Origin of the sequence: Massilia sp. CMS3.1 (assembly GCF_051262535.1) — a bacterium.
Classification (GTDB): domain Bacteria; phylum Pseudomonadota; class Gammaproteobacteria; order Burkholderiales; family Burkholderiaceae_D; genus Telluria.
Genome location: NZ_JBIMES010000002.1, coordinates 1 through 25,588, shown reverse-complemented (window position 1 = coordinate 25,588; position 25,588 = coordinate 1). Strand labels below are relative to the sequence as shown.

Here is a 25,588-nt window from a genome sequence, read left to right as displayed (position 1 = left end):
ATGAAATCGCGCGAGCACGGCGAAACCTTGTTGGTAAAATATGAGCTTCTTCGACTGTTTTTCGGACATCCCATGCGCACCGACACGCCCCAGACGATTTACAGGAAAGATTACACCCCGCCCAGCTACCTCGTGGACACCGTCGAACTCGGCTTCGACCTCGATCCCGCGCGCACCATCGTCGCCAACCGGATGACGATGCGGCGCAACCCCGACAGTGCCCAGCGCGAGATCGAGCTCTACGGCGAGAACCTGGAACTGGTGGCGCTGCGCATGAATGGCAACACCCTCGGCGAGAACGATTACCGCATCGAGGGCAACCTGCTGACGATTTCGAATACGCCAGAGGAAGTCACGCTCGAGATCGAATCGATCTGCGTGCCGGAACAGAACACCACGCTGAGCGGCCTGTACACGTCGAACGGCAGTTTTTATACCCAGTGCGAAGCCGAAGGCTTCCGCGCGATCACGTATTTCCCGGACCGCCCGGACGTGATGGCCGTCTTCACCGTCATGCTGCGCGCCGATAAGAAAAACTACCCGGTGCTGCTGTCGAACGGCAACCTGGTCGAAGAAGGCGAACTCGGCGATGGCCGCCACTATGCCAAGTGGGAAGACCCGTTCAAGAAGCCGTCCTATTTGTTCGCCCTGGTCGCCGCGCGCCTGGTGTGCCAGGAAGAAACCTTCCGCCTGAAGGATGGCCGCGATGCCCTGCTGCAGGTCTGGGTCGAAGAGGGCAACCTCGACAAGACTGACTATGCGATGCAGTCGTTGAAGAACAGCATCCGTTGGGACGAAGAACGCTGGGATCTTGAATTGGACCTGGACCGCTTCATGATCGTTGCCGTCGGCGACTTCAACATGGGCGCGATGGAAAACAAGGGCCTGAACATCTTCAACACGAAATTCGTGCTGGCCAATCCGCGCGTGGCGACCGACATCGACTTCCAGGGCATCGAAGCGGTCGTCGGCCACGAATACTTCCACAACTGGACCGGCAACCGCGTGACCTGCCGCGACTGGTTCCAGCTGTCGCTGAAGGAAGGACTCACTGTTTTCCGCGACCAGGAATTCTCGGCCGACATGATCGGCACCGAGAGCGGGCGCGCGGTCGGCCGCATCGACCAGGTGCGTACCTTGCGCCAGGCCCAGTTCCCGGAAGACGCCGGCCCGATGGCGCACCCGGTGCGTCCCGACTCCTTCGTCGAAATCAATAATTTTTATACGGTCACTGTGTACGAGAAGGGCGCCGAAGTCGTGCGCATGGTCCAGACGCTGCTGGGCCGCGAAGATTTCCGCAAGGGCATGGACCTGTATTTCGAGCGCCATGACGGCCAGGCCGTCACCTGCGACGATTTCCGCCGCGCCATGGCCGACGCGAGCGGCCGCGACCTGTCCCTGTTCGAGCGCTGGTACAGCCAGGCCGGCACCCCGGTCGTGCGTGCCGAAACGCGCTACGACGAGCTGGCCAAGACCTGTACGCTGACCTTCTTCCAATCCTGTCCTCCGACGCCGGGCCAGACCAGCAAACTCCCGTTCCACATCCCGATCGCCGTGGGCCTGCTGGGTGCCGATGGCCGCGACATGGCGCTCAGGCTCGATGGAAAAGAGGCAGGCACCACTACCGTGCTGGAACTGACGGAAAACGAGCAAAGCTTCGTCTTCGAGAACGTGCTCGAGCAGCCGACGCCGTCGATCCTGCGCGACTTTTCCGCGCCGATCATTCTCGACTTCAATTACGGCGACGCCGACCTGCTGCACCTGTTCAGCAATGACAGCGATGCCGTGAACCGCTGGGAAGCCGGCCAGCGCCTGGCCATGGGCCGCCTGCTGAAACTGACGGGAGAGGCAGGCGTCGATGCGCCTTTGCTGCTGGATGATACTTTCCTGCTGGCGCTGGGCAAGATGCTCACCGACGAAACACTCGACCCGGCTTTCCGCGAGCAGGCCTTGATGCTCCCCTCGGAAGGGATGGTTGCCGAGCAGATCGAGGTCGTCAATCCGATGTCGATCCACCTGGCACGCCAGTTCATGCGCGCCAACATCGGCGCGCGCCTGCGCACGGAATTGCTGGCGCAATACGCGGCAAACGCGACCCCGGGCGACTACAGCCCGGACGCGCTGTCCGCCGGCAAGCGCGCACTCAAAAACCTGTGCCTGACCTATCTCACCGCAGCGCAGGATGAAGAAGGCCTGGCGCTGGCCCAGCAGCAATTCGATGAGGCCGGCAACATGACCGACCGCGTTGCCGCGCTCTCCGCGCTGGTCCATGCGCGGGCGCCGGGCGCTGAAGCGTCCCTGCAGCGTTTCTACGACGAGTTCCAGGACGAGCCGCTGGTCATCGACAAATGGTTCGCGATGCAGGCATCGTGTGCGATCACCGATGTGCCTACCGTGCGCGGCCTGATGCGCCACCCGGCCTTCAACCTGCGCAACCCGAACCGCGCGCGCAGCCTGATCTCGAATTTCTGCGCCGCCAATCCGGTGCAATTCCACGCCCCGGACGGCAGCGGCTACGCCTTCTGGGCCGAGCAGGTAATCACGCTCGACGGCCTCAACCCGCAAGTGGCAAGCCGCCTGGCGCGCACGATGGACCGCTGGCGCCGGTACACGCCGGAGCTGCAGGAGCAGATGAAGAAGGCATTGCAGCAAGTCGCCGGGCAACAGCGCTTGTCGAACGACGTGCGCGAAGTTGTCGGAAAAGCGCTGGCCAACTAACACCACATATTCAATCCAAGCAAAAGGAAGTTCATGAAACGCGTCAGTCTCACGCAACACCTGGTAGAGCAACAACGTCTCCACAATTCCATCCCGGCCGAGCTGCGCCTCCTGATCGAGGTCGTGGCCCGCGCCTGCAAGCGCATCAGCTATGAAGTCAGCAAGGGCGCGCTGGGCGACATCCTCGGCAGCGCCGACACCGAGAACATCCAGGGCGAAGTCCAGAAGAAGCTCGACGTGATCTCGAACGAGATCCTGCTGGAAGCGAACGAGTGGGGCGGCCACCTGGCGGCGATGGCGTCGGAAGAGATGGAAAGCATCCACCCGATCCCGAACCGCTATCCGAAGGGCGAGTACATGCTGCTGTTCGATCCGCTCGACGGCTCCTCGAACATCGACGTCAACGTTTCGATCGGCACCATCTTCTCGGTGCTGAAGGCCCCGGAAGGCATGGGCGAGCCGACCGAGGAAGCCTTCCTGCAGCCGGGGTCAAGCCAGGTTGCCGCCGGCTACGCCGTGTACGGCCCGCAGACCATGCTGGTCCTGACCACCGGCGACGGCGTGCACTGCTTCACGCTCGACCGCGAGCAGGGTGCCTGGGTGCTCACACAAAGCAACATCCAGATCCCGGCCACGACCAAGGAATTCGCGATCAACATGTCGAATAAACGCCACTGGCATCCGCCGGTGCAGCGCTATGTCGACGAAATGTTGGAAGGCAAGACCGGCGCGCGCGGCAAGGATTTCAACATGCGCTGGATCGCCTCGATGGTGGCCGACGTGCACCGCATCCTGAACCGCGGCGGCGTCTTCATGTACCCGGCCGACATGCGCGACCCGGCCCAGCCGGGCAAGCTGCGCCTGATGTACGAAGCCAACCCGATGGCGATGATCGTCGAACAGGCCGGTGGCGCCGCCACCGACGGCACACAGCGCATCATGGACATCGCGCCGCACAAGCTGCACCAGCGCGTGCCGGTGTTCCTCGGTTCGAAGGAAGAAGTCGAGATCGTCACCCGTTACCACGCTGAATAATTGAAATTCTGGCAAATCCGGTGAGAAATTGCAGAGTCGCACTAGCAAGTTTGGTGGGTTGTTTGCTAGAATACAGCTCTTCGTCGGGTTTGCCCGCTTAGAGCCGCTGTAGCTCAGTTGGTAGAGCAGCGCATTCGTAATGCGAAGGTCACCAGTTCGATTCCGGTCAGCGGCACCAGAACAAGTTAGTCAGATTAAGGGGTTACATGCTTTTGCGTGTAACCCTTTTTTCTTTTTACTTCCTGCTTGCGGCCTGTGTAACCGCCATGTAACCCGGAGCACTCAACCATTCGCGAAGCAAGACGAGGTAGATTGGATGCGGATCTCAACTGGCGTTGGCTTCAAGCTCCGTGAGGCAGGCCGAGGCTCTGGTTTGCCGGAACCGCGACGTCGATCATCTTCGGCTTGGGTAGATCGAGTTCACTCATCAACTTGCGGAAGTCGTCGCGGCTGCGATTGGCCAGCCGGGCGTTGTGCTGTTTCTCCCAGCCGATCGTCGACACTGCTTGGCCCTTGTAATCATGGCCTGGCCACATGCGCGTATCGTCAGGCAGCCTAAACAGCTTGGTGTTCACGCTGTCATACAGCGCATCGCTGCTGCCGCTCTGGAAGTCGGTGCGACCGCAGCCGTCGATCAGCAGGGTGTCGCCAGTAAAAACATTGTCACGCCAGACATAGCTCATGCTGCCAGCAGTGTGGCCTGGAGTGTGCAACACTTTGATCTCTTCGGCATCTCCGAAGCGGATAACATCTCCGTCGTTCAGTTGCACCTCCGCTGGCACTATGCCGCAGCCGCCAGGCACTGCCGCCTTGGCGCCTGTCAGCTCGCGCAGCCTTCCAGCCGACGTGATGTGGTCCGCGTGCGCATGGGTTTCAAGCACGTAAACCAGTTCCAGTCCCAGTCGTTCGAGATGGCGCAGGTCGCGCTCCCAGTGATGGTCGACGGGGTCGATGATGACGGCCTGCGTCGAGCCGGGTGCCGTCAGGAGGTAAGTAAAGGTTGACGACTCGGTGTCGAATAGCTGGATCGGATTCAGGCTCATCTTGATCTCCTTGAAAAAATGCGAACAGTACTTCTCTACGACAGCGCCTTCACGATCATCGCGAGAGCGACCAGCGCGGCGACGGCTGCGAATCCTTTCTGCAGCTGTGGGCCGGCGAGGCGGGCGGCGAGCGAGCGGCCACCGAGCATGCCCGCCAGCGCGCCTCCGGCGAAGGGCAGGGCCATCCTCCAGTCCATGCGTCCGCTGGCGGCGGTAGCGACAACGCCGGCCAGCGAGATCAGCGCGATGACTGCCAGCGACGTCGCCACGGCCGATTTCATGGGCAAGTCGGTGTGCCGCTGCAACGCAGGCACCATCACGAAGCCCCCGCCTACACCCAGCAGCCCGGACAGCAGGCCGGCCAGGGCACCCGACAGCGTCATTGCCAAGGCGCATGGGCGTGTCCAGATAAAGCGACGGGTATCGGCGTCGCGCCTGCATACGGCGTCAGGCGCGGCGCCTGTAAAGCCTTCTCCTGCCGCCGCCTGTCTGAACGTGTTCAGTGCCACATACAACAGCACCAGAGCGAACAGCACGGACAGCCAACGGCCGTCGATCTGCCTTGCGACCCATAATCCGGCAGGCGACAGCAGCATTCCGGTCGCGGCGATTAGCAAGGCGGCGCGGTAACGCACGTTCCCGGCTCGCAGTCCCAGCACTGCCCCTAGCGTGGCCGCCATACCAACAGCCATGAGGCCGACAGGTCCGGCTTCAGCGACAGTGGCGCCCGCACCGAAGACCAGCAACGGGACCGCCAAAATGCCCCCACCGGCGCCGGTCAGCGCAAGGATTATCCCAATCACACCGCCCAGAACGAGAGTCGTCAGCACGACTGCCTCGGGAGGCGCGCAACCCCATCTAGCGCCGAGGGTGATAGCAATAAGACCTTCATGCTCAAGCCTGGGTACGGGTCCGTGCGGCCGACACGCGATCAAGAAGCTCAAACAGGGCCATGCCGGCTAACATCGCCAGCGTGAAGATCATTGGCTTGGTGCCGCCGTAAGCAAGCGATGCCAAGGCTGGGCCGGGGCAGTATCCTGCCAGTCCCCAGCCGGCGCCGAAAGCCAGTGAACCCATTACCAGCCGGCGGTCGATATTGGTGGCTGTCGGTAGGCGCATAACGGCGCCGAGGAGCGAGCGTTCGCGCTTGCGGGCGAAGCCGAAGGCGACAACGCCCACCAGGATGGCCCCGCCCATCACGAAGGCGAGCGACGGGTCCCATTTGCCGGCCAGGTCGAGGAAACCGATCACCTTGGCCGGGTTGGTCATGCCCGATACAATCAGTCCAATGCCGAAGATCAGGCCGGCCATCAATGCCATTACGATTTGCATGCCGTTCCCTTCAGGTGAGTGCGTGGCGGACGATGTAGACCGTGATGAAGCCAGCGAACATGAATGTCGCCGTTGCGATCAGCGAGCGCGGTGACATGCGCGAGATGCCGCATACGCCGTGGCCGCTTGTGCAACCGGCACCGTACCGGGTTCCGACACCAACGAGCAAACCAGCGACCAAGAGGGTTCCTTCACCGGCGTTGACCGTAACTTCAGGGAGTGCAGCGACCAGCCCGTACAAGACAGGAGCAGCCATCAGGCCAGCCAGGAATGCCATGCGCCAGCCTACGTCGCCCGGATGCGCGCGCAGCAAGCCGCCGAGGATGCCGCTGATGCCGGCGATCCTGCCGTTGAAAAGAACGAAAACAGCAGCAGCCAGACCGATGAGCAAGCCCCCGGCCAGTGCTGTCCAGGGCGTGAAATTAATCCAGTCAATCATCCTTGCGCTCCTTTGCCCGGTTGGCAGAACAGTTCATAAAGGACACCCATGATTGCGATGGCTTCCTTGCTGTCGATCTTGTAAAAAATCTGCTTTCCCTCGCGCCGCGTACTCACGAGACCTTCATCGCGCAGGACACCAAGCTGTTGGGACAAGGTCGGCTGCTGGATGTGCAGCAGGGTCTCAAGCTCGCTGACGCAATACTCTCCCTGTGTCAGTTGGCAAAGCAGTAACAGCCGGTCAGGATTGCCCAGTACTTTCAACATGCCGCACGCCCGTGTGGCGGCCGCTTGCATTGCATGTAGGTCCAGTTTTTGTGTGTCGGTCATCATCGGTTCCTTCTTGTGGCTCGATTTATCTGCTGATAGTATATTAACTTACGATATATATTTCAATAGATTGTTGTTCGATAGGGCGAACAGGACAACAAATGAATATCCGTTACCTCGATAAGAACTTCGCGATTGCTCCCCAAGTCACGCCCGACGCACTGCGCGGACTGCGCGATGCGGGTCTTGCCACCATCATCTGCAATCGGCCCGACGGGGAGGGTGGCGATCAGCCTTCGTTCGCTGACATCGCGTCGCAGGCAGCGCAGTACGGCATCGAGGCGCATTACCTGCCGGTAGTACCTGGCAAGATTACACAAGAGGATGTCGAGGCGTTTGCCGCGATAATTGCTGACGCGCCCAAGCCGGTACTAGCATATTGCCGGACTGGGCTGCGCGCCCAGACCTTGTGGCAGATGTCGGCAGCTCTGCGAGAAGGGTAAGGAATTGGAGTGACGATCCTCAAGGCCAGGATGAGCGTCCAAGTGCACGTCCGCGATCATCAAGATAGTCGAGTGCGGATGGCCGCGTTAAAGTAGCAAACATGACAAGTTTCTCCTCTCCCTCTGTTCACACATGCCCCGGCTGCGATGCTTTTTTTTCTTCGTCGGCAACTACGTAGCGCCAATTTTTTCGGCGTCCAAAACTGGTCGGATGGGAAACCGACCTGGACATGGCGCGAGGAGCCGTTGGCCCGCTGCAAAGCCTGCGCGACGCTGTTCTGGCTGGACGACATCGGGTCGGTAGGGATCATGCCCAAAATGCCAGGGCCAACCGGACAGTTTACTCGTGCATGGCTGCGATGGCGTGGCGACCCTCAAGGACTACTTCAGGATCAGAAGGAGTGGTCCGAGGCTATCTCGTCTTGGGGGCATGCACAGTATGTCGACCGTGTTAATTTCGACGACGTGGAGTACGTGTTGGCGCGATCCAAAGGGGTGAGCAGGGATCGGGTTCTGTGGCTGAGGAATCGCATCTGGTGGGGTTTGAACGACCGCTACCGCAGCAAATTCGATGGTTCACCCTTGCCCCGATGTGCCTACCTGGGCACGGGCGGCTGAGCGCAAGAACATGGAGGCGATTCTGGATATGCTGCGCGACGGTGAAGTAAAGCCATGAAACATGATCCAACAAGGTGAGCTGCTGCGCTTGCTAGGTCGGTTCGATGAAGCCGTCGCCATCGTCAATGCTGTGCCGGCAGACGGTCATAGCGAGGTCAGGGCGGTCAAGGTTGAAAATCTCGCTAAAAGTGGCGGCCCGCAAGTGCGGGAATCAAGCCCGCGGACATGGTGAAGTTTTTTCCGGATTGACTCTCTCATTCTACTGCCGCAGATCAGCCAAGCTGACAGGCAGTTTTCGGCGTGGGGTCGAGATATGCATTAAATTCTGGCAGGCATTTGGATTCACTGATCGGCATTAATAAATGTGCGTTGCGACAGACGGCTCCGATATTGCGGTCTGGTCTACACAGATGCCGTACTGCTGGCGCGTACGGGCGGATCGTCGTCGTCCGGGCTACGAAAGCGCATCTTGCAAGGGGGCTGAACAGGCAGCCCTGCGTCTGGTCGCAGCGATGCTCCAGCAGGAAGCGCTCGGTCCCTGAGCTGCTTTTTATGCCAGAACGTCCAGCATCTCCTGCGACCATCGGATGGCAAGCTCTTCGTACAGGATGCCTTTTTTGAGGATCATGTGCTGGATGCGTGCTTCGCGCGTGAGGACACGGCCATGCAGGAAATCCCGCTCTTCGATGGTCCGGTAGTGCGCCAGCTTCTCCTGATGGTGTTCGATCTGGCGCCGGATGTCGGGGCGCAGATTCACTTCACTCAGTGTGGCGTCGGCGCGCAGTTTGACCATGAATTCGTCCCGTAGATCCATCGGAGGCGATGGCGCATGCGCCCACCGGATCAGTTCCGCGCGGCCTGCGGGAAGCACGCGGTATTCCCGCTTGCGGGTCTTTCCGGCATCCGGCGCCGAACTCGATTCGATCCAGCCCGAGGCCTCCATGCGCGCCAGCTCGCGGTAAATCTGCTGGTGGGTGGCGTGCCAGAAATAGCCGATGGACTTGTCGAAGCGCCGTGCCAGTTCGTAGCCCGAAGAGGCTTTTTCGAGCAGGGAAGTGAGAACGGCATGGGCGAGCGACATAGGTGGCCAGTCTAAACGCAGGCGAGTCTCTATGCAACTGGTTGCGCAAATCCGAATTGCCATCTAGACTAATGCAACTGGTTGCATAGTTTGTCCGCTTTCCGTCAAAGCACATTCATACAAGGACCCCGCGATGAACGCTTACCCCCGCATGCTGGCCCCGCTCGATCTGGGCTTTCTGACCCTCAAGAACCGCGTGCTCATGGGCTCCATGCACGTGGGGCTGGAGGAGGCCAAGGACGGTTTCGAGCGCATGGCCGCCTTCTACGCCGAACGCGCCCGCGGCGGGGTCGGCCTGATCGTAACCGGCGGCATCGCCCCCAACGATCGCGGGCGCCCCATGCCCGGCGGTGCCGCCATGACCACCCAGGCCGAGGCCGACAAGCACCGGGTCGTGACGCAGGCCGTGCACGAGGCCGGCGGCAAGATCTGCATGCAGATCCTGCACTTTGGCCGTTACGCCTACCATCCTGAACTGGTGGCGCCGAGCGCCATCAAGGCGCCCATCAGCCCGTTCCGACCGCACGCCCTGACGTCCGATGAAGTGGCCCGGACGGTGGAGGACTACGCCAACGCCGCTGCCCTGGCTCAGAGCGCGGGCTACGACGGCGTGGAAATCATGGGCTCCGAGGGCTACCTCATCAACGAATTCATCGCCGCGCACACCAACCAGCGCGACGACGAGTGGGGCGGCTCCTACGCCAACCGCATTCGCTTCCCGCTCGACATCGTGCGCCGCACGCGCGAGCGCGTGGGCCCCAACTTCATCATCATCTTTCGCCTGTCGATGCTCGACCTGGTGGAAGGCGGCTCCACCACCGAGGAAGTGATCGAGCTGGCGCAGGCCCTGGAAAAGGCCGGCGTCACCATCCTCAACACCGGCATCGGCTGGCACGAGGCGCGCATCCCGACGATCGCGACCAAGGTGCCGCGCGCGGCCTATGCCTGGGTGACCAGGCAGCTCAAGGGCAAGGTTGGCGTTCCGCTGGTGGCGACGAACCGCATCAACACCCCCGAAGTGGCCGAGCAGGTGCTGGCCGAGGGCTGTGCCGACATGGTGAGCATGGCGCGCCCCTTCCTGGCCGACCCTGATTTCGTGAACAAGGCCGCCGCCGGCCGAGCCGACGAGATCAACACCTGCATCGGCTGCAACCAGGCCTGCCTGGACCACACCTTCGGCGGCAAGATCACCTCGTGCCTGGTCAACCCGCGTGCCTGCCACGAGACCATCCTCATCCATCGGCCCGCCACCACGAAGGACCGCATCGCCGTGGTCGGCGCCGGCCCGGCCGGCCTGGCCTTCGCCACGACGGCGGCACAGCGTGGCTTCGACGTGACGCTGATCGACGCCGCGCCGGAGATCGGCGGTCAGTTCAACGTGGCCAGGCAGGTGCCGGGCAAGGAGGAGTTCAACGAGACACTGCGCTATTTCGGCAAGCAGGTCGAGTTGACCGGCGTGAAGCTGCAGTTGGGCCGAAAGGTCAGCGCGCACGACCTGGTGGGTGAAGGCTACCGGCACGTGGTGCTGGCCACCGGCGTCGTGCCGCGCAAGCCCGAGATCGAAGGCATCGACCACCCCAAGGTGCTGGGCTACCTGGACGTGCTGCGCGACAAGAAGGCCGTGGGCCAGACGGTGGCCGTGGTCGGCGCGGGCGGCATCGGCTTCGATGTGTCCGAATACCTGCTGCACGAAGGCACCAGCCCGAGCCTGGATGCGGCCAGGTTCTTCGCCGAGTGGGGTGTGGACACCACGGGCAGCGCGCGGGGGGGCATCCAGGCGGCGCGCATCGGTGCCATTCCGCGCAAGATATACCTGCTGCAGCGCAAGACCAGCAAGGTCGGCGACGGCCTGGGCAAGACCACAGGCTGGATCCACCGCACCTCGCTGAAAAACCGCAAGGTCGAGATGATTGGCGGCGTGATCTATCGCAAGGTGGACGACGCCGGCCTGCACATCACCGTGGACGGCAAGGACATGGTCCTGAACGTGGACAACGTCATCCTCTGCGCGGGCCAGGACCCGCAGCGCGAACTGCAAGCCGGATTGCTGGCAGCGGGCTGCACCGTGCACCTGATCGGCGGCGCCGACAAGGCAGTTGAACTCGACGCCAAGCGTGCCATCAAGCAGGGCACGGAACTGGCCCTGGGCTTCGATACCAGCGCCACGACGCAGAAGTCCCCTCCGGCCGCCGGCTTTGCGCAGGGCGTGACGCCCGCGGTAGCAGCAAGTCTGGAGAAATGGCACGACATGGTGGCACAGGCCAACCTGGCCGAACTGCCCGCCATCCTGCACCCCAGGGCCGTTTTCCGCTCGCCCATGGCACACACGCCATACCCCGGCGCGCAGGCTGTGCAGCTCATCCTGGGGACGGTGGTCAAGGTGTTCGAGGACTTCACGTATCACCGCCAGTTTGCCGACGCCGACGGGCTCAGCGTGGTGCTGGAGTTCTCGGCCAAGGTGAATGGCAAGGAACTCAAGGGTATCGACATGATCCGCTTCGATGACGAAGGCAAGATCGTCGATGTCGAGGTCATGGTGCGTCCCATGAGCGGCCTGCAGGCCCTGGGCGACGAAATGGGCAAGCGCCTGGCTCCCTACCTTGCGGCCATGCAGGGCGTGAAGTCCTGAAATCGCTGTCAAACGACTAGATGATGGCGCCTGCTGCTCGGGCGCCGCAGGCAAAAACATCCAAAGGAGATCGGCTATTGTTAATCCACAGTTAAGAATTGATTGAGTTTTCAATCGTTTGTTCGTCCCTTCTGGCGGGTAGAGTGCACTCACGACACCACCAACTCAGAACTGGAGACAGCAATCATGAAGACCTACAACATCGCAACCATCCCTGGCGACGGCATCGGCAAGGAAGTCGTCCCGGCAGGCCGGGAAGTGCTGGCAGTCCTTGCCGCATCGAGCAAGGCCTTCCAGTTCGAATTCGAAGACTTCGACTGGGGCGGCGACTATTACCGCCAGCATGGCGTCATGATGCCGGCCGACGGCCTGGACGCGTTGCGCGGCAAGGACGCCATCCTGTTCGGCTCGGCCGGCGATCCGGACATCGCGGACCACATCACACTGTGGGGCCTGCGCCTGAAAATCTGTCAGGGCTTCGACCAGTACGCCAACGTGCGCCCAACGCGCATCCTGCCGGGCATCGACGGTCCCCTGAAACGCTGCGCGCCGGAAGACCTGAACTGGGTCATCGTGCGCGAAAACTCGGAAGGCGAATACTCCGGCGTGGGCGGGCGCGTCCACCAGGGCCATCCGATCGAGGCGGCGACCGATGTGAGCATGATGACGCGCGTCGGCGTCGAGCGCATCCTGCGCTACGCATTCAAGCTGGCGCAGTCGCGGCCGCGCAAGCTGCTTACCGTCGTCACCAAGAGCAACGCCCAGCGCCACGCGATGGTGATGTGGGACGAAATCGCGTTGGAGGTCTCGCGCGAATTCCCGGACGTGAAATGGGACAAGGAGCTGGTCGACGCGGCGACTGCGCGCATGGTCAACCGTCCGGCCACGCTGGACACCATCGTGGCGACGAACCTGCACGCCGACATCCTCTCCGACCTGGCCGCCGCGCTGGCCGGCAGCCTCGGCATTGCCCCGACCGGCAACATCGATCCGGAACGGCGCTATCCGTCGATGTTCGAGCCGATCCACGGTTCGGCCTTCGACATCATGGGTAAAGGTCTGGCCAACCCGATCGGCACCTTCTGGTCGGTGGTGATGCTGCTCGAACACCTGGGCGAGGACGCCGCTGCCCGGCAGGTGATGGCGGCCATCGAAAGCGTCACGGCGAACCCGGCCCTGCATACCGGCGACCTCGGCGGCAGCGCGACCACCGTGCAAGTCACCAAGGCCGTCTGCGATTTCCTGAGCGGTCAGCAGCAGCGCGCAGCAGCCTGACGCGCGCCTCCGAGAACAACAGGCACGGGAGACATCATGCCGAATGAGGTGAGGGGAGAAGGGCTGGGCGCTGGCGCGCCGGGCGGCGAACGGGCATTGCTCGAGACGCTGTTCAGGACCGCCATCGCGGCGGCCCAGCCGGCCTTGTGCGTCCCGCCGCACCTGCCCAAGCCTCCCGCCGGGCGCCTGATCGTCATCGGCGCCGGCAAGGCTTCGGCGGAGATGGCGCGGGCTGTCGAGGATCACTGGCAGGGCGCACTCGAAGGGCTGGTCGTCACGCGCTACGGCTACGCGGCGCCGTGCCGGCACATCGAGATCGTCGAGGCGGCGCACCCGGTTCCCGACCAGGCAGGCGAGGCGGCCGCCAGGCGCATGCTCGACTTGGCGGGCGGCCTGACAGCCGACGATACGGTGTTGTGCCTGATGTCCGGCGGCGGCTCGTCGCTGCTGCCTTTGCCTTTGGCCGGGATCACGTTGGCAGACAAGCAGGCCGTCAACCGCGCCTTGCTGGCGTCCGGCGCCAGTATCGGCGAGATGAACTGCGTGCGGCGTCACCTCTCCGCGATCAAGGGCGGGCGCCTGGCTGCGGCCTGCTACCCTGCCCATGTGGTGACGCTCCTGATTTCCGATGTGCCGGGCGACGCGCCGGCCGATATCGCGTCCGGTCCGACCGTCGCCGATGCGACTACCTGCGCCGATGCCCTGGACATCGTGCGCCGTTATGGCATCGCCTTGCCCCCGAGCGTCAGGCAGGTGCTGGAAAGCGGCCTGGGGGAATCGGTCAAACCGGGCGATCCACGCCTGGCCGGACATGAAGTACGGATGGTGGCCGCGCCGCAGATGGCGCTGGAGGCCGCCGCGCGCGTCGCACGCGAAGCCGGGTTCAATACCTACATCCTGGGCGACAGCATCGAGGGCGAGGCGCGCGAGGTCGGCAAGGTGATGGCCGGCATCGCACTCGGCATGGCCCGCCACGCCCAGCCGTTCGCCGCGCCCTGCATCCTGCTTTCCGGTGGCGAAACCACGGTCACGGTGCGCGGCGACGGCAGGGGCGGGCGCAATGTCGAATTCCTGCTCGCCGCCGCCCTTGCCTTGCGCGGGCAGCCCGGCATCCATGGGCTGGCAGGCGACACCGACGGCGTCGACGGACAGGAGGAGATCGCCGGCGCGTATTTTTCGCCGTCGAGCCTCGCACGCGCATTCGCGCTGGGACTGCGGCCCCAGCAGAGCCTGGACCGCAACGATGGCCATGGATTCTTCGGGGCGCTGGGCGACGCGGTCGTCACCGGGCCGACTCTTACCAATGTCAACGACTTCCGCGCCATCCTGATCCAGGCGGGCGCACCAGATGCGCTTACCCCCTAGGCGCCGGTTCGCTCGACGGCCAGCGCGCCACTTCCTGGCCCGTCGGCGTGGCGGAAGAAAAGGCGTCGGCCACGAAGTCGACGAACGAGCGTACGCGCGCCGCGGTCTGGAGCTGATACGGGTAGACGGCATAAATGTCCGCCGGCGGCGTCGACCAGTTCGGCAGGACCTGGCGCAGGCGCCCGCTTTCCAGGTATTTCGCGACATCCCATTCGGACCGCATGATCAGGCCGTGTCCTTCGAGCGCCCAGTTGACGGCAATTTCCCCGTCGTTGGTACTCAGGGAGCCGCGCACCTTGACCGTCTCGCTGCGCTGCCCGTACTTCAGGTGCCAGATCCCATAGCCTTCCTCTCCCTGGCGTATCCCGATGCAGCTGTGCTGCGTCAGGTCGTTCGGCACGCGTGGCGTGCCATGCGCCGCGAGATAGGCCGGCGAACCACAGATCAGGCGCCGGTTCGAGGCGATGCGCTTTGCGATCACCCTTGTGTCGGGCGGCTCGCCGAACCGGATCCACACATCGCAGGCGTCCTCGATCAGCGACGGTGGATTGACCGTCAGCTGCAACTGGACATTCACGTCCGGATAGCGTTTATGGAAAGCCGAAATCAGCGGGGCGATATGGCTGCGCCCGAAGCCAAGGGTCGCGTTCACCCTGAGCAGGCCCTTGGGCGCCGTCCCGGCGCTGAGGATCAGCTGCTCCATGTCTTCGATATCGGCCAGGATGCGGCGCGAATGTTCGAGGTACATTTCGCCTTCCGCCGTCAGCCCGATGCGGCGCGTGGTCCGGTGCAGCAAACGGGCGCCAAGGCGGGCCTCCATCTGGCTCAGGCGCTTGCTGACGCCTGCCGTGGTGACGTTCATCTCGCGTGCGGCAGCCGAGAGCGTGCCGGCGCGCACCAGCAGGCTGAAAAACGCCATTTCGGAGTGGGCATTGATGGGAGTGGACATTGTTAATTCAAACTTGATAATGGTTCAACTTTAGCGTCATGTTTTAACTGGCGCAAGCCGTATATTCCGTTCTGACACAGTGAAAAAAATGCGGGCGCGGCTAACCGGGCGCGTACCGCCAACACACATCTAAAAATCGCTATCAGGAGACAAGCATGCGAAAGCAAGCCCTGCACTACAAGCGCATCATGCACACCGCCGCCATGGCGGTCCTGCTCGGAACCGGCACTGCGGCCATGGCGCAAGCCTGGCCCGCCAAGACCATCAGCATCGTCGTTCCCTTTGCCACCGGCGGCACCACCGATGCGATCGCGCGTACCCTCGGCCAGGAACTCTCGAAAAGCCTGGGCACGCCTGTGATCGTCGAAAACAAGCCGGGTGCCGGTGCGACCATCGGCGCCGATTATGTCGCCAAGGCCAAGCCCGACGGCTACACGATCCTGCTTGGTGCGGTCCACCACACGATCGCCAGCAGCGTCTACAAGAAGCTGCCCTACGATTTCCAGCGCGACTTCGCACCGGTGACGACGGTGGCCCTGGTACCGAATGTGCTGGTGGTGAATGCGAGTGTGCCGGCGAAGAACGTCACTGAACTCATTGCCCTGGCGAAGAAGACCCCGGGCAAACTGACCTTCGGGTCGAACGGGAATGGTACCGGGCAGCATCTGATTGGTGCCCAGTTCGGCATCGCGAGTGGCGCCGAGATCATGCATGTACCCTACAAGGGCAGCGGTCCGCTGACGATCGACTTGTTGGGCGGCCAGATCGACATGTCCTTCGATACCGTGACGCCGGTGCTTTCCCATATCCGCGCGGGCAAGCTGCGCGCCCTGGCGGTGACCACCATCAAGCGTTCGGCGGCGCTCCCCGACGTGCCGACACTCGACGAAGCGGGACTGAAGGGGTTCGACCAGGGCACCTGGTTCGGCGTGCTGGCCCCAAGCGCGACGCCCAAGGAGGTCGTCCTTCGCCTGAACGCGGAGATCGTGAAAATCGTGAACTCGCCGGACTTCCGCAAGCGTATGGACGAGATCGGCGCAGTGCCGATCGGTAACAGTTCCGTACAGATGGCGGCGCAGATCAAGACCGACACCGAACGCTTCGCGAAGTTGGTGAAGGACGCCAAGGTCACGATCGACTAAGCAGGCGCTCAGCCACACTGCGCAGGTTGGCGGTTGGCGGCATCACGGATTCGCACTGACGCCCAGCTTCGGCTGGGTTTTTCGTTTTGCGCGTACCGCTTCTTTACGTCGCCTTTCTTTCTGTCAGGCTGCTTTAATTTCCCAAATTCATCGAAACGCCAGTGAACACGCTGTCTTTCGTGCCTATTTTTGCCCGATCGTCATTGATCCCCCAGTTCTGTTAGTCAACGCACGGTCCGGCTAACTCATTTGTTATATTTTTTGTATCGCGACGTGGTAACCCGACAGCTGCAATCGTGCGGCACGCCTTAACGGCGTACTCTTGCAAAACGGGATGCGAAAGTGACGTGGCTTGTTGAAGGAACTTTTGAGCGTGTTTGAGGTCGTCGGTGAAAATCGTTGACCAAAGGCATAATCGGAACGCTCCATTGATGTAGCGCAGTTCATTTTTGCGCCTTCGTTTTGTTTTGAGCGAAATCGAGGAAGAATGTAGTAATGGTCGGGTACCGGTCTACTCCGCGTTGGTCTACATTTTACAAGGACAAAAGTCATGGATAATCAGAAGTCGAACGAGGGAAAAGGCGTTGATGCCAGCAAGCCAGGCAACAGCATGAATAAAGATCAGTCGAGCCTGGGCAAGGACGACAAGTCGAGCAACCTGAACAAGAGCAACCCCGGTTCGTCGGCCAGCGCCGGTTCGTCGGGCAGCCTGTCGGGCGGTTCGTCGTCGAGCACCAGCCCATCGACGGGTTCGAGTGTCAGCGGTACCAGCAATGCTGGCGCAACCGGTGGCATCGGTGGATCGTCGGGCGGCGCGAGCGGCTCGTCGGGTTCGGGTTCGTCGATCGGTTCGACCGGCTCGTCCGGCGCGTCGTCGTCGGGTGCCAGCGGTTCGCCAGCCGGCGGTTCGGGTAGCTTGTCCGGTTTGGCAGGCGGTTCGTCGTCGGGCGCGATGGGCGGTTCCACCGGCGCCAGCGCTGGTTCGAGCAGCGATTCGTCCGCGAAAGAGGGCATGCTGGCCTCGATCAAGCCTGAGGAAATGCACAAGACGATCGACAAGGCTGCCGAAGCAGCCCAGCCGGTGGTCGAGCGCGTCGTGAGCAGCGCTCACGCCGGCGTCGACAAGCTGAGCGGCCTGCTCAGCGGCGCGTCGGAAACCTTCAGCAACCGTTCCGCACAAATGAACGACACCTACCAGCAACTGGCTGATTCGGGTCGCGAATACGTGCGCACCAAGCCAGGCACTGCCGTGGCAATCGCCCTCGGCGCCGGCTACATCCTGGCCAAGCTGCTTGGCGGCAGCCGCCGTCGCGACTACTAATCAGTAGCGCTTCACCGGACGCATCCCGGCCGACATTACGCTCGGCCGGGGTCCGGTTTCACGAAGAAAAATAAACGAGGGTATCTCTATGCTAGCTCAATCATCGAGTACGACGGCGCACGTCCCTACTCATGGCGCCGATGCAGTCGAAACGGCGCGCTCAGGCGTCTCCTGGGGCGCCATCCTTGCCGGCGCCGCCGCAGCCAGCGCGCTGTCGCTCGTGCTCTACCTGCTCGGTTCGGGACTCGGCCTGTCAGCCGCCTCCCCATGGTCCAATAACAGCGGCGTTGCCTTCGGCATCGGCGCCATCCTCTGGCTCACCTTGACCCAGCTGGCCGCCTCCGCCATCGGCGGCTACATGGCCGGCCGCCTGCGCGTGAAATGGGCCAGCATTCATACCGATGAAGTCTATTTCCGCGATACCGCGCATGGTCTCCTGACCTGGGCCGTCTCGACGATGCTCGCCGCCGCGCTGTTTTCGGGCGTGATCAGCAAGATGACCGGCGCGGCAGTCGACGCCGGCGCCGGTGTGGCGAAAGCAACGATGGCCAGCGGCGTAGCTGCAACCGCAGCGGCAGCCAATGACGGCGGCGACAGCGCCGGCGGCAATCCGCTCGACTACTTTTCGGACATGATGTTGCGCACCGACAAGCCTGACATGGCCGCCGGCAGCGGCGACCTGCGCCACGAAACCATGCGCATCCTCGCCAACAGCGTCAAGAACGGCAGCCTGGCCGCCGACGACCGCGCTTATCTGGCCAGCCGCATCGCCGCCCGTACGGGTCTCGACCAAGCCGCGGCCGAAAAGCGCGTCGACGACGTCTATGCCCGTGGCGCTGCTGCCGCCGCAAAAGCCAAGGCCACCGCCGAGGAAGCCGCCGACACCGCCCGCAAGGCCGCTGCCGGTACCGCACTCTGGCTGACAGTTGCCCTGCTGCTCGGCGCTTTCGTCGCCAGCTGGTGCGCCACCCTGGGTGGCAAACTGCGCGACGGCGTTGCCGGCGTGTCCCATCGTTAATCCAAGGAGGACCTCATGCGTTCAATTCTTTTGTGGCTCGTAGGGATTCCGATTCCGATCATCATCCTGATCGCGATTCTGTTCTGAACAGGTAACAGGTAGTGACGAGAACGCCGGCATGCATGCCGGCGTTTTTGTTTGTAGAGTTTAAGACGCGGCAACGGCGTCTCGTAGCGTGGGCTCTTGAGCCCACTCGGTTTCACCATCAAAGCCAAGGCGAACCCGGAAACGATCGATAACGCCGGCACGGCTTACTTCATCGCCGTCGGCTCACTCACCCGCACCGGCTCACCCTTCGGATGCTTCTCAATCAGTGCACCCCACGATCGAGCAGAAGCTTGAAATCATTCACATACGTAAATACCGCCGACACCACCAGCAAACTCAACAGTGTTGACGTAATGAAGACCCCCGATCACCGCAATCGCCAGCGGCGATCCTGAAACTCGCGACCTTGCACTGTGTAGCATCAGCGAAACAAGGGTTCCCACTGGGCGTTCTCTCTCAATGTTGAGCGAGCTCAAAAGGCGGAGAAATCACCGGAACAGTCAAACCGAAATGCCTAAAATCAATCCGCAAGATTCAAGGCAGCTCGGCGTATCCAAATCCGTCTTGCTACCGCAACGTAAGAAGATGAACGATTAAGCAATCTCCAGCTACGACTTCATAGAAGTTCATCTGCCGCTAAATATCGTGTTGTCACACTTCATTTTTTTTGTGCTGCTCCTGCTCGCTCATTCAATCTGAATACAAGGTAACCATTTCCATGGCCGATCTAAAAAACTTCCAGTTTTTAAATGAAGCGCTTATCGGCCAACAAAACCGTCTCATCAAACTGACCACCCCTCTCGGCGACGACGTCCTTTTACCACAACGCGTGTTTGCCCAGGCGCGACTTAGCAGGGGGTACGAATACACAATTGATTGCCTGTCCATATGTGACAACATCGAGCTTAAAAAGCTCATTGCACAGCCCGTCACACTTTGGATACAGGAGGCTGCTCGGAACTACTTACCCGTCCACGGTTATGTGCATACGATGAAACGCTTGGGCAGTGACGGGCAGTTCGCTTTCTGTCAGATGTCATTTGCACCGTGGATGCATTTTCTGAAATTTCGCAAAGACGCCCGTATATGGCAGGACAAGACAGCCGACGACATCCTTAGCGACGTATTTAACGGGCATCCTCAGGCCCAGGGCAATTTCCGCTTTGAACTGATGGAGCCGGCGGGCCAGCGTTCTTACTGCACCCAATACGAGACAGACTGGCATTTTGTCCAACGCGTGATGGAAGAAGAAGGCTGGTATAGCTACTACGAACAAAAAGCCGATGGTTCTGGTCATGTGCTTGTGATTACCGATACGACATATCAGCTCAAGGCCGCCACTCAGGAAAAAATCTATTTCCACCGCGCAGGCACTGAAGACGAACTGAATAAAATTGTGCACTGGAGCGCCGATCGAAGTTTGGCTCCCTGTCGATTCATCGCCCGAACCAACGATTACAAGGCACCGCACGTCCCGAAGGAGAGCAACACCTTCGTGCGGCCAGAGCATGGCAATCTGCCTGGCCAGCTGGAAGTGTACGAATACACCGGCGCTTATGCCTATTCAAAACAAACGCAAGGAGATAGACAGTCACGACGCCGAGTAGAGCAATGGGAGTCGAGTATGAAGCGGTTCTCTGCCGTTTCGGGTGTGCGCTCTTTGTCGGTAGGAGGCTGGTTCACGCTCGAAGACCACCCGGCACATCGGTCTGATCCGCTCGAAGACCGCCAGTTTATTATCATTGAGGCGGAATGGTGTATCGAAAATAACCTGCCTCTTTCTAACGATGGGAAAAATTTTCCCGGTAGCCTCCTGCCTCAGCTGGAAGCGTCCAAAGCCGCCATGGGTCACAGCCAGGCGCAAGGCAAAGCGAACACTGGAAGCACTGCTGGTAACGAGCACACCGGCCATTGTTTTAATCGTTTCGAGGTGCAGCGCCGTAAAGTCCCCTACCGTAGCGCATTCGAGCATGTCAAACCGACACTGCATCCGCAGACCGCCGTGGTTGTCGGCCCGGCAGGCGAAGAGATTTACATCGATCACATTAACCGCGTGAAAGTTCAGTTCCGTTGGGATCGACAAAACCCTGGCGATGAACGCGCTTCATGCTGGGTGCGAGTGAGCTATCCCAACGCTGGACAAGGCTGGGGCGGACTCAACGTGCCCCGCATCGGGCAAGAGGTCATCGTTACTTTTCTCGATGGGAATGCAGACCGGCCCGTGGTGACCGGGCGGCTGTTCAACGAAGATCAGACGCCGCAATGGCATACAGATGGCACGCTATCAGGCTACAAATCCAAAGAATACAAGGGCAGCGGCTTCAATCAGCTGGTGCTTGACGATACAACCGGGCAAAACAGGATTCAGCTCTATAGCACCAACACCCATGCACAACTGAACCTCGGCTATCTGGTCAGCCAGCATGGCAACAAGCGGAACAGCTTCTACGGGTCAGGTTTTGCATTGAGCACCGATGACTTCGGCGCAATCGTCACCCATAAAGGTCTCTACCTTAGTACGCATGGGCGCCCGGGGCCACAGGGTGCCCAGCTTGACGCCATCGAAGCCACAACTCAGCTCAAAGCAGGCGCATCGCTCACCAAGAACCTGTCCGATAGCGCATCGAAGGCAGGTGCGGAAACGCTTGCCGGACAGGACGGCCTCAACGACTTCATCGACGCCACGCGCGAGTCATACGACGGCAACGGCCGGGGCAATGCTAACCGGTTTAAAGAACCGATACTGCTGGCAGCTTCCCCGGCAGGTATCGGCCTGGCAAGCGCCAAGGGGACGCACGTTCATGCGGGGGCGGAAGTGACGCTGTCTTCGGGCAGCGACACCAATATCGCTGCAGGTAAAAGTTTGCTCGCCAGCGTCGCTGAAAAAATCAGCCTGTTTGCCTGCAACGCCGGTATCAAACTATTTGCTGCGAAAGGCAAAGTCGAAGTACAGGCCCAAAGCAGCGACCTCGATCTCATCGCGGAAAAAGTAGTGCGCCTGTTATCGACAACGTCGCGCATTGAAATCCACGCCAAAGAAGAGGTCATGATCTCCTCAGGGGGCTCTTTTGTGAAGATCAACGCCTCTGGCATTACCAACGGGACGTCCGGCACCTGGACCGCGTAAGCGTCGATGCACACCATGCCGGGACCTGCGACGAAGCCTTATGTCATGCCGCACCTGCTCAAGCCTGAACTACAGAAGACTGATCTGGAATTCCGTCATCTCACGGATTGGGGATCACCTTTGGCCGGTGCTGCCTACAAAGCCACACTGAGCGACGGCAGCATACGCAAGGGCATGCTCGACGCGCAAGGCATAGGCCGCCTTAGTGTTCTACCGCCAGGAACGGGTGCAAAGATCGAATATGACTACAAACCAATTCAGGCAAGCTCCACCGTTAGCAGCGAACTGGACGACGACGTACACGAATTGCTGAACTGGACGCCGCGCGGCACGGCAACGAAAGGTCAAGCATGACCCAACGCCCGCCGGAACAGAATATCCTCGACGATGCGTGGGACCATGTTGTTGGCGGCATGGACTGGCTCAAGTCTGTCTTCTTTGGCGAATTTTCCGACCATCGGCCGCTCTCGGCTGTCGTGGCCGATATGCTGGTCAGTTATATTCCAGGCGTCGTCATCGTCACCAGCGCACGCGATGCGGTCGCTGTCATTTTGCGGTTGGCTAACCATCCCGAAAAGCGTGAAGAACTCATGGAGTGGGTGTTGCTCAGTGCCTGCCTGATCGTCGTTGCATTACCGGTTGCGATGGCTGCAGGCGGTGCAGCAGTGGCGGGCGTCGGTGCCATCGTTGGCGGCCTTGCAGGATCAGAACTGGGCGCTGCCTTGCGAGCGGTGATGCTCATGTTGATCAAAGAAGCGTCGAAGCTGGTGGAACTGGTCCGCTTCCTGCAAAAGTTCATCAAGGGTGACATCCTGAAATTTTTGCGTTCAGTCCAGTTCGCCAAATACGAAAAACCGCTGATGCAGGCCATGAACAAAATTACTGGCAAGCTGGTGGCAGTCGTCAAGACACTACGCACTCACCTGGAGACCCTGCAGTATTTCGATAGTGTTAAAGCCACGATTGTCAAACTGATACAGTGGGAGAAGCGTTTTTATGCGGTGCAGCAGGATGCGCTTAAACAGATGCCAAAAGCGCTTGCCGAGCTGGACGTCCGACTGGCAAAAGTGGTGGCGCAGACGGCACCGAAAGAAGCCCATACGGTGGCAGCGGGTGTTCAGACGGACAAAACAGTGGCCGCCTTGCCGGCGAGCCAGCGGGTCAGGGACACGCCGGGTAATGTTCTGGCTATAGCGATAAACGATGCACCAGCTGTAAAGCTGAAGGGCAACACGAATCCAAAATCACAGCCAAAAGAACGACCAAAAGCGCCTTATGAATTATCCCTAAAAGACAAACCCGACCCCGTCAAACCGCCCGATGAGGGCCTGAATACGAAAAAGCAAGCCGTAGCTGATACAACCATTGCGGCAGATCGGGAACGCATTACACAATTGTCGAAGGAAGGAAAAATTGCTGAAGCACGGTCTTTTTTGCAACCTCATGTCAATGCAGCCAAACTTGCAAAAAATCCTATCGAAAAAAAGGCGGCAATGGACGAAATTGTTGCAAGGCTTGACGTAACTTCTGACAAAGAAAAAATGTTCTGGTCTGGCAATAAAGATCTGGCTGCAAAAATTGCAACACACAAGGGGAAAACAATCTTAGAGCAAACGCCGGGGGGAAAGGTGGCTGATGGGTGGGGCGATCTGAACAATACTTTTTCCTGGAATGCAACTGACATGGAGCCCCATGGTTGGGACTTGTGGGGTGATATTTCTGCAAACTACTCGAAAGACGCTTTTGGGGAAATTGACGTTATCCAAGATGTCACAAAATTTCCTGGTGGAGGTGTTTCTTGGCGGGGTAGAGAGTGGCCGACTATCGTAAATGAAGGGAAGGTCAGCTCCATAAATATTTTTAGTATGGACGACTCAGGTAATATACTTGAGACCATGAAGATGGAACCTGACAGTGCATTAGCTAACACAATTTTCGGGGGTGTAAAATGACAGTGGCGTTTGATAAGTTTATGCGGCAATACAAAATGACGGGCAGTGAAAAAGCTGACGGTTATAGTCGAGATGTGTTCGTTGGCCTTGATCCACAGGAAAAAGAAGAGGTGTTTAGGCTGTTGGTGACGGAGCTGCCGTTCTCGACAGAATGGCTTTTTTTTCTGGATAAAGAAAAAGCTTTAGTCATTGTAAAAGAAAAAGAAGAAAAGTTGCGCGGCAATAGCTATTCGCATGTCTATATGATTCAGGAGGAGCTGCTCAAATATTCTGGAGGCATGTCCTATCAGGACCGAATGATTGAGGATTATCCAAGTTACGTTGACTACCTCAGACCGCTAGTTGTCGATTCAATTGGCCGCACACCTGCCAACATGGCTGCAGTTAATTTTTTCAAGCAAGTCATCTTGACAGAAACCAATGACGATGCGGTCGCTCGAGCGGCGCGTAAATTATTAGGGGTGCTGAAGTTTCCCCGTGACACAGAAGCTAACGATAAGTATTACAAGAGATTGGTGAGCGAATTGCGTAGCGAGAGCACTATACTTAAGTTGCAGGCACTTAGTCAAATTGCGAAGTACGAAAAAAATCTACCAGTCGACGGATAAGTAAAAAATTGTTTAGAAAAACATCTGATGCAAATGATGCTGTTTTGCTGCAACATTGTTAACTAATGTGCTCTAACAGGAGATATATAGGTGCCAATGCAATGAGCGCATACCAAAATCTTTTAAATTTCTTTTTAGTTCATGATAAAGAGCGTCTGAATGGTTTGAGTGTAAGCTATTTTTCTGATCTTAACGAGGGCGAAAGGGGAGAAGCTTGGAATTTATTAAAGATGGTTTTTATTTATCTGAGGACCGCATGACTGGATTATTTTCTCTCGATAAAATAAAGGCAATCGATTTATTCAAACAGGTAGTTAGTTAGTGAGCCTGTTGGAGGTTCGCCGTTTCCTGCGGAGCAACAAGCCCTAGAAAGCAGTCGTTTGTTAATGCTAAAATATATCAGTAGTGTCGATTCTGTCAAAAAATACATTGCAGCCATGGGCGAGTTTGCAAGCAGTGAATTCCCGAAGATACGAGCTCAATACGCACATCATTACTGACCCGACAACTAACGCGTAGCGCAGTTAACGCTCTTAAAGGAATGATTTTACTGAAACGGAACGCGTTCCTTTGACATCTGATATAACCAAACTTATGGCAATTCACGGAATGGATTACGATATGAACGATCCGTTATATAAGTCTATCTACTTATCTCTAAGGTCAGAAAATCACAAAGAAAAGATTTTTGGCATGAATAGACTGAAGGCTGACGAATTGCCCGATGAGATTTAGGTGAAATCTTGTAGGTGGCTCTCGGCAAATAAGCTGGTCAAAGATCAATAAAGTTAAAAAGTAGTCTAAAGGGATTAAATATGTCACTCCCAATCGTCCGCCTGGGTGATCTCACATCGCATGGCGGCAAGGTGATCACGGCATCTGCAACACACAGCATCGGCGGAATTGGTATCGCGCGTGTGGGCGATAAAGTAAGTTGCCCCATGCCGGGTCATGGCGTGACTGTAATCGTCGCGGGCACTCCAACTTATTTGATTGGCGGGCGTATGGTCGCTTTGCATGGTGATCGCGGTGCGTGCTGATGCACATTAATTGCCAGCATAGCTAATGCAACGTATGGATGACGCAGCGCGTCGTTAGGTAAAGATCACCCTTAGT

At 59.5% G+C, this 25,588-nt stretch carries 22 protein-coding genes, 1 tRNA gene and 2 pseudogenes; 17 read left to right on the top strand and 8 right to left on the bottom strand.

Features of this window, described 5'->3' with window-relative positions; all coding sequences use genetic code 11:
- Positions 1 to 72: 72 nt before the first annotated feature.
- From pepN to ACHAC9_RS03750, 3 genes are all read left to right on the top strand, one after another.
- Complete coding sequence (pepN, locus tag ACHAC9_RS03760) at positions 73 to 2,718, top strand: aminopeptidase N (RefSeq protein ID WP_435757288.1); 2,646 nt, start codon at positions 73 to 75, stop codon at positions 2,716 to 2,718.
- 33 nt (positions 2,719 to 2,751) lie between these two features.
- Positions 2,752 to 3,753 (top strand): class 1 fructose-bisphosphatase, encoded by a 1,002-nt coding sequence (locus ACHAC9_RS03755; RefSeq protein WP_435757286.1) that lies wholly within the window; start codon positions 2,752 to 2,754, stop codon positions 3,751 to 3,753.
- 102 nt (positions 3,754 to 3,855) lie between these two features.
- Positions 3,856 to 3,931 (top strand) — tRNA-Thr (locus ACHAC9_RS03750).
- A 163-nt stretch (positions 3,932 to 4,094) separates the two neighbouring features.
- On the opposite strand, the gene ACHAC9_RS03745 is transcribed toward ACHAC9_RS03750, so the two are convergent.
- The 5 genes from ACHAC9_RS03745 to ACHAC9_RS03725 all read right to left on the bottom strand — a co-directional run bounded on the left by ACHAC9_RS03745 (position 4,095) and on the right by ACHAC9_RS03725 (position 6,899).
- A complete protein-coding gene (locus tag ACHAC9_RS03745; protein WP_435757284.1) occupies positions 4,095 to 4,796 on the bottom strand; it encodes an MBL fold metallo-hydrolase in 702 nt (233 codons plus the stop codon).
- A gap of 35 nt (positions 4,797 to 4,831) precedes the next feature.
- Complete coding sequence (locus tag ACHAC9_RS03740) at positions 4,832 to 5,626, bottom strand: sulfite exporter TauE/SafE family protein (RefSeq protein ID WP_435757282.1); 795 nt, start codon at positions 5,624 to 5,626, stop codon at positions 4,832 to 4,834.
- 64 nt (positions 5,627 to 5,690) lie between these two features.
- On the bottom strand, positions 5,691 to 6,128 hold the full coding sequence (locus ACHAC9_RS03735; RefSeq protein ID WP_435757281.1) for a YeeE/YedE family protein: 438 nt from the start codon (positions 6,126 to 6,128) through the stop codon (positions 5,691 to 5,693).
- 10 nt (positions 6,129 to 6,138) lie between these two features.
- Positions 6,139 to 6,567 (bottom strand): YeeE/YedE family protein, encoded by a 429-nt coding sequence (locus ACHAC9_RS03730; protein ID WP_435757279.1) that lies wholly within the window; start codon positions 6,565 to 6,567, stop codon positions 6,139 to 6,141.
- A complete protein-coding gene (locus ACHAC9_RS03725) occupies positions 6,564 to 6,899 on the bottom strand; it encodes a metalloregulator ArsR/SmtB family transcription factor (RefSeq protein ID WP_435757277.1) in 336 nt (111 codons plus the stop codon). Before ACHAC9_RS03725 ends, ACHAC9_RS03730 begins: the two co-directional genes overlap by 4 nt.
- Positions 6,900 to 6,997: 98 nt before the next feature.
- On the opposite strand from ACHAC9_RS03725, the gene ACHAC9_RS03720 reads away from it, so the two are divergent.
- Both ACHAC9_RS03720 and ACHAC9_RS03715 read left to right on the top strand, forming a co-directional pair.
- On the top strand, positions 6,998 to 7,339 hold the full coding sequence (locus tag ACHAC9_RS03720; protein WP_435757275.1) for a TIGR01244 family sulfur transferase: 342 nt from the start codon (positions 6,998 to 7,000) through the stop codon (positions 7,337 to 7,339).
- 679 nt (positions 7,340 to 8,018) lie between these two features.
- Positions 8,019 to 8,189 (top strand): hypothetical protein, encoded by a 171-nt coding sequence (locus ACHAC9_RS03715; RefSeq protein WP_435757273.1) that lies wholly within the window; start codon positions 8,019 to 8,021, stop codon positions 8,187 to 8,189.
- 318 nt (positions 8,190 to 8,507) lie between these two features.
- Here ACHAC9_RS03715 and ACHAC9_RS03710 read toward each other — a convergent pair whose 3' ends face one another.
- Positions 8,508 to 9,038 carry a PadR family transcriptional regulator gene (locus ACHAC9_RS03710; protein ID WP_435757271.1) on the bottom strand — a complete coding sequence of 177 codons (531 nt, stop codon included), beginning with the start codon at positions 9,036 to 9,038 and terminating at the stop codon, positions 8,508 to 8,510.
- Positions 9,039 to 9,171: 133 nt separating this feature from the next.
- Here ACHAC9_RS03710 and ACHAC9_RS03705 point away from each other — a divergent pair.
- From ACHAC9_RS03705 to ACHAC9_RS03690, 4 genes and pseudogenes are all read left to right on the top strand, one after another.
- Positions 9,172 to 11,181: pseudogene (locus ACHAC9_RS03705) on the top strand (FAD-dependent oxidoreductase); the annotation flags it as partial.
- Positions 11,182 to 11,244: 63 nt separating this feature from the next.
- Positions 11,245 to 11,667: a nuclear transport factor 2 family protein gene (locus tag ACHAC9_RS03700; protein WP_435758078.1), complete on the top strand. Its 423-nt coding sequence runs from the start codon at positions 11,245 to 11,247 to the stop codon at positions 11,665 to 11,667.
- A gap of 186 nt (positions 11,668 to 11,853) precedes the next feature.
- Positions 11,854 to 12,942, top strand: coding sequence for a tartrate dehydrogenase (locus tag ACHAC9_RS03695; protein ID WP_435757269.1), 1,089 nt, complete (start codon positions 11,854 to 11,856; stop codon positions 12,940 to 12,942).
- Between the two features lie 36 nt (positions 12,943 to 12,978).
- Complete coding sequence (locus ACHAC9_RS03690; RefSeq protein WP_435757267.1) at positions 12,979 to 14,307, top strand: glycerate kinase type-2 family protein; 1,329 nt, start codon at positions 12,979 to 12,981, stop codon at positions 14,305 to 14,307.
- Here the strand turns inward: ACHAC9_RS03690 and ACHAC9_RS03685 are convergent.
- On the bottom strand, positions 14,297 to 15,256 hold the full coding sequence (locus ACHAC9_RS03685) for a LysR substrate-binding domain-containing protein (protein ID WP_435757265.1): 960 nt from the start codon (positions 15,254 to 15,256) through the stop codon (positions 14,297 to 14,299). The genes ACHAC9_RS03690 and ACHAC9_RS03685 overlap by 11 nt on opposite strands.
- Positions 15,257 to 15,444: 188 nt before the next feature.
- Here ACHAC9_RS03685 and ACHAC9_RS03680 point away from each other — a divergent pair, with 188 nt between their 5' ends.
- The 3 genes from ACHAC9_RS03680 to ACHAC9_RS03670 all read left to right on the top strand — a co-directional run bounded on the left by ACHAC9_RS03680 (position 15,445) and on the right by ACHAC9_RS03670 (position 18,737).
- A complete protein-coding gene (locus ACHAC9_RS03680; protein ID WP_435758077.1) occupies positions 15,445 to 16,398 on the top strand; it encodes a Bug family tripartite tricarboxylate transporter substrate binding protein in 954 nt (317 codons plus the stop codon).
- A 550-nt stretch (positions 16,399 to 16,948) separates the two neighbouring features.
- Positions 16,949 to 17,719 (top strand): DUF883 family protein, encoded by a 771-nt coding sequence (locus ACHAC9_RS03675; protein ID WP_435757263.1) that lies wholly within the window; start codon positions 16,949 to 16,951, stop codon positions 17,717 to 17,719.
- 88 nt (positions 17,720 to 17,807) lie between these two features.
- Positions 17,808 to 18,737, top strand: a complete 930-nt coding sequence (locus ACHAC9_RS03670) for a hypothetical protein (RefSeq protein WP_435757261.1) — start codon at positions 17,808 to 17,810, stop codon at positions 18,735 to 18,737.
- 251 nt (positions 18,738 to 18,988) lie between these two features.
- Here the strand turns inward: ACHAC9_RS03670 and ACHAC9_RS03665 are convergent.
- Positions 18,989 to 19,174, bottom strand: a pseudogene (locus ACHAC9_RS03665) (hypothetical protein); the annotation flags it as partial.
- A 329-nt stretch (positions 19,175 to 19,503) separates the two neighbouring features.
- Between ACHAC9_RS03665 and ACHAC9_RS03660 the strand changes: the two are divergent.
- The 5 genes from ACHAC9_RS03660 (at position 19,504) to ACHAC9_RS03640 (ending at position 25,512) form a co-directional block, all read left to right on the top strand.
- Positions 19,504 to 21,912 carry a type VI secretion system Vgr family protein gene (locus tag ACHAC9_RS03660; protein ID WP_435757259.1) on the top strand — a complete coding sequence of 803 codons (2,409 nt, stop codon included), beginning with the start codon at positions 19,504 to 19,506 and terminating at the stop codon, positions 21,910 to 21,912.
- Positions 21,913 to 21,957: 45 nt separating this feature from the next.
- Positions 21,958 to 22,266: a hypothetical protein gene (locus ACHAC9_RS03655; protein WP_435757257.1), complete on the top strand. Its 309-nt coding sequence runs from the start codon at positions 21,958 to 21,960 to the stop codon at positions 22,264 to 22,266.
- Complete coding sequence (locus ACHAC9_RS03650) at positions 22,263 to 23,864, top strand: hypothetical protein (RefSeq protein WP_435757255.1); 1,602 nt, start codon at positions 22,263 to 22,265, stop codon at positions 23,862 to 23,864. Before ACHAC9_RS03655 ends, ACHAC9_RS03650 begins: the two co-directional genes overlap by 4 nt.
- A 35-nt stretch (positions 23,865 to 23,899) precedes the next feature.
- A complete protein-coding gene (locus ACHAC9_RS03645) occupies positions 23,900 to 24,472 on the top strand; it encodes a hypothetical protein (protein ID WP_435757253.1) in 573 nt (190 codons plus the stop codon).
- A gap of 815 nt (positions 24,473 to 25,287) precedes the next feature.
- The gene (locus ACHAC9_RS03640; RefSeq protein ID WP_435757251.1) at positions 25,288 to 25,512 is read left to right on the top strand and encodes a PAAR domain-containing protein; all 225 of its coding nucleotides are present in this window, start codon (positions 25,288 to 25,290) and stop codon (positions 25,510 to 25,512) included.
- The last annotated feature ends 76 nt before the right edge of the window (positions 25,513 to 25,588 follow it).

Bases quoted from the DNA above. Each gene is read 5' to 3' on its own strand.
- ACHAC9_RS03650 (WP_435757255.1), top strand. From the start codon at position 22,263: ATGACCCAACGCCCGCCGGAACAGAATATCCTCGACGATGCGTGGGAC.
- ACHAC9_RS03735 (WP_435757281.1), bottom strand. From the start codon at position 6,128: ATGCAAATCGTAATGGCATTGATGGCCGGCCTGATCTTCGGCATTGGA.
- ACHAC9_RS03720 (WP_435757275.1), top strand. From the start codon at position 6,998: ATGAATATCCGTTACCTCGATAAGAACTTCGCGATTGCTCCCCAAGTC.
- ACHAC9_RS03640 (WP_435757251.1), top strand. From the start codon at position 25,288: ATGTCACTCCCAATCGTCCGCCTGGGTGATCTCACATCGCATGGCGGC.
- ACHAC9_RS03670 (WP_435757261.1), top strand. From the start codon at position 17,808: ATGCTAGCTCAATCATCGAGTACGACGGCGCACGTCCCTACTCATGGC.
- ACHAC9_RS03685 (WP_435757265.1), bottom strand. From the start codon at position 15,256: ATGTCCACTCCCATCAATGCCCACTCCGAAATGGCGTTTTTCAGCCTG.
- ACHAC9_RS03725 (WP_435757277.1), bottom strand. From the start codon at position 6,899: ATGATGACCGACACACAAAAACTGGACCTACATGCAATGCAAGCGGCC.
- ACHAC9_RS03655 (WP_435757257.1), top strand. From the start codon at position 21,958: ATGCCGCACCTGCTCAAGCCTGAACTACAGAAGACTGATCTGGAATTC.
- ACHAC9_RS03690 (WP_435757267.1), top strand. From the start codon at position 12,979: ATGCCGAATGAGGTGAGGGGAGAAGGGCTGGGCGCTGGCGCGCCGGGC.
- ACHAC9_RS03745 (WP_435757284.1), bottom strand. From the start codon at position 4,796: ATGAGCCTGAATCCGATCCAGCTATTCGACACCGAGTCGTCAACCTTT.
- ACHAC9_RS03695 (WP_435757269.1), top strand. From the start codon at position 11,854: ATGAAGACCTACAACATCGCAACCATCCCTGGCGACGGCATCGGCAAG.
- ACHAC9_RS03660 (WP_435757259.1), top strand. From the start codon at position 19,504: ATGGCCGATCTAAAAAACTTCCAGTTTTTAAATGAAGCGCTTATCGGC.
- pepN (WP_435757288.1), top strand. From the start codon at position 73: ATGCGCACCGACACGCCCCAGACGATTTACAGGAAAGATTACACCCCG.
- ACHAC9_RS03715 (WP_435757273.1), top strand. From the start codon at position 8,019: ATGATCCAACAAGGTGAGCTGCTGCGCTTGCTAGGTCGGTTCGATGAA.
- ACHAC9_RS03680 (WP_435758077.1), top strand. From the start codon at position 15,445: ATGCACACCGCCGCCATGGCGGTCCTGCTCGGAACCGGCACTGCGGCC.
- ACHAC9_RS03645 (WP_435757253.1), top strand. From the start codon at position 23,900: ATGACGGGCAGTGAAAAAGCTGACGGTTATAGTCGAGATGTGTTCGTT.
- ACHAC9_RS03730 (WP_435757279.1), bottom strand. From the start codon at position 6,567: ATGATTGACTGGATTAATTTCACGCCCTGGACAGCACTGGCCGGGGGC.
- ACHAC9_RS03755 (WP_435757286.1), top strand. From the start codon at position 2,752: ATGAAACGCGTCAGTCTCACGCAACACCTGGTAGAGCAACAACGTCTC.
- ACHAC9_RS03710 (WP_435757271.1), bottom strand. From the start codon at position 9,038: ATGTCGCTCGCCCATGCCGTTCTCACTTCCCTGCTCGAAAAAGCCTCT.
- ACHAC9_RS03675 (WP_435757263.1), top strand. From the start codon at position 16,949: ATGGATAATCAGAAGTCGAACGAGGGAAAAGGCGTTGATGCCAGCAAG.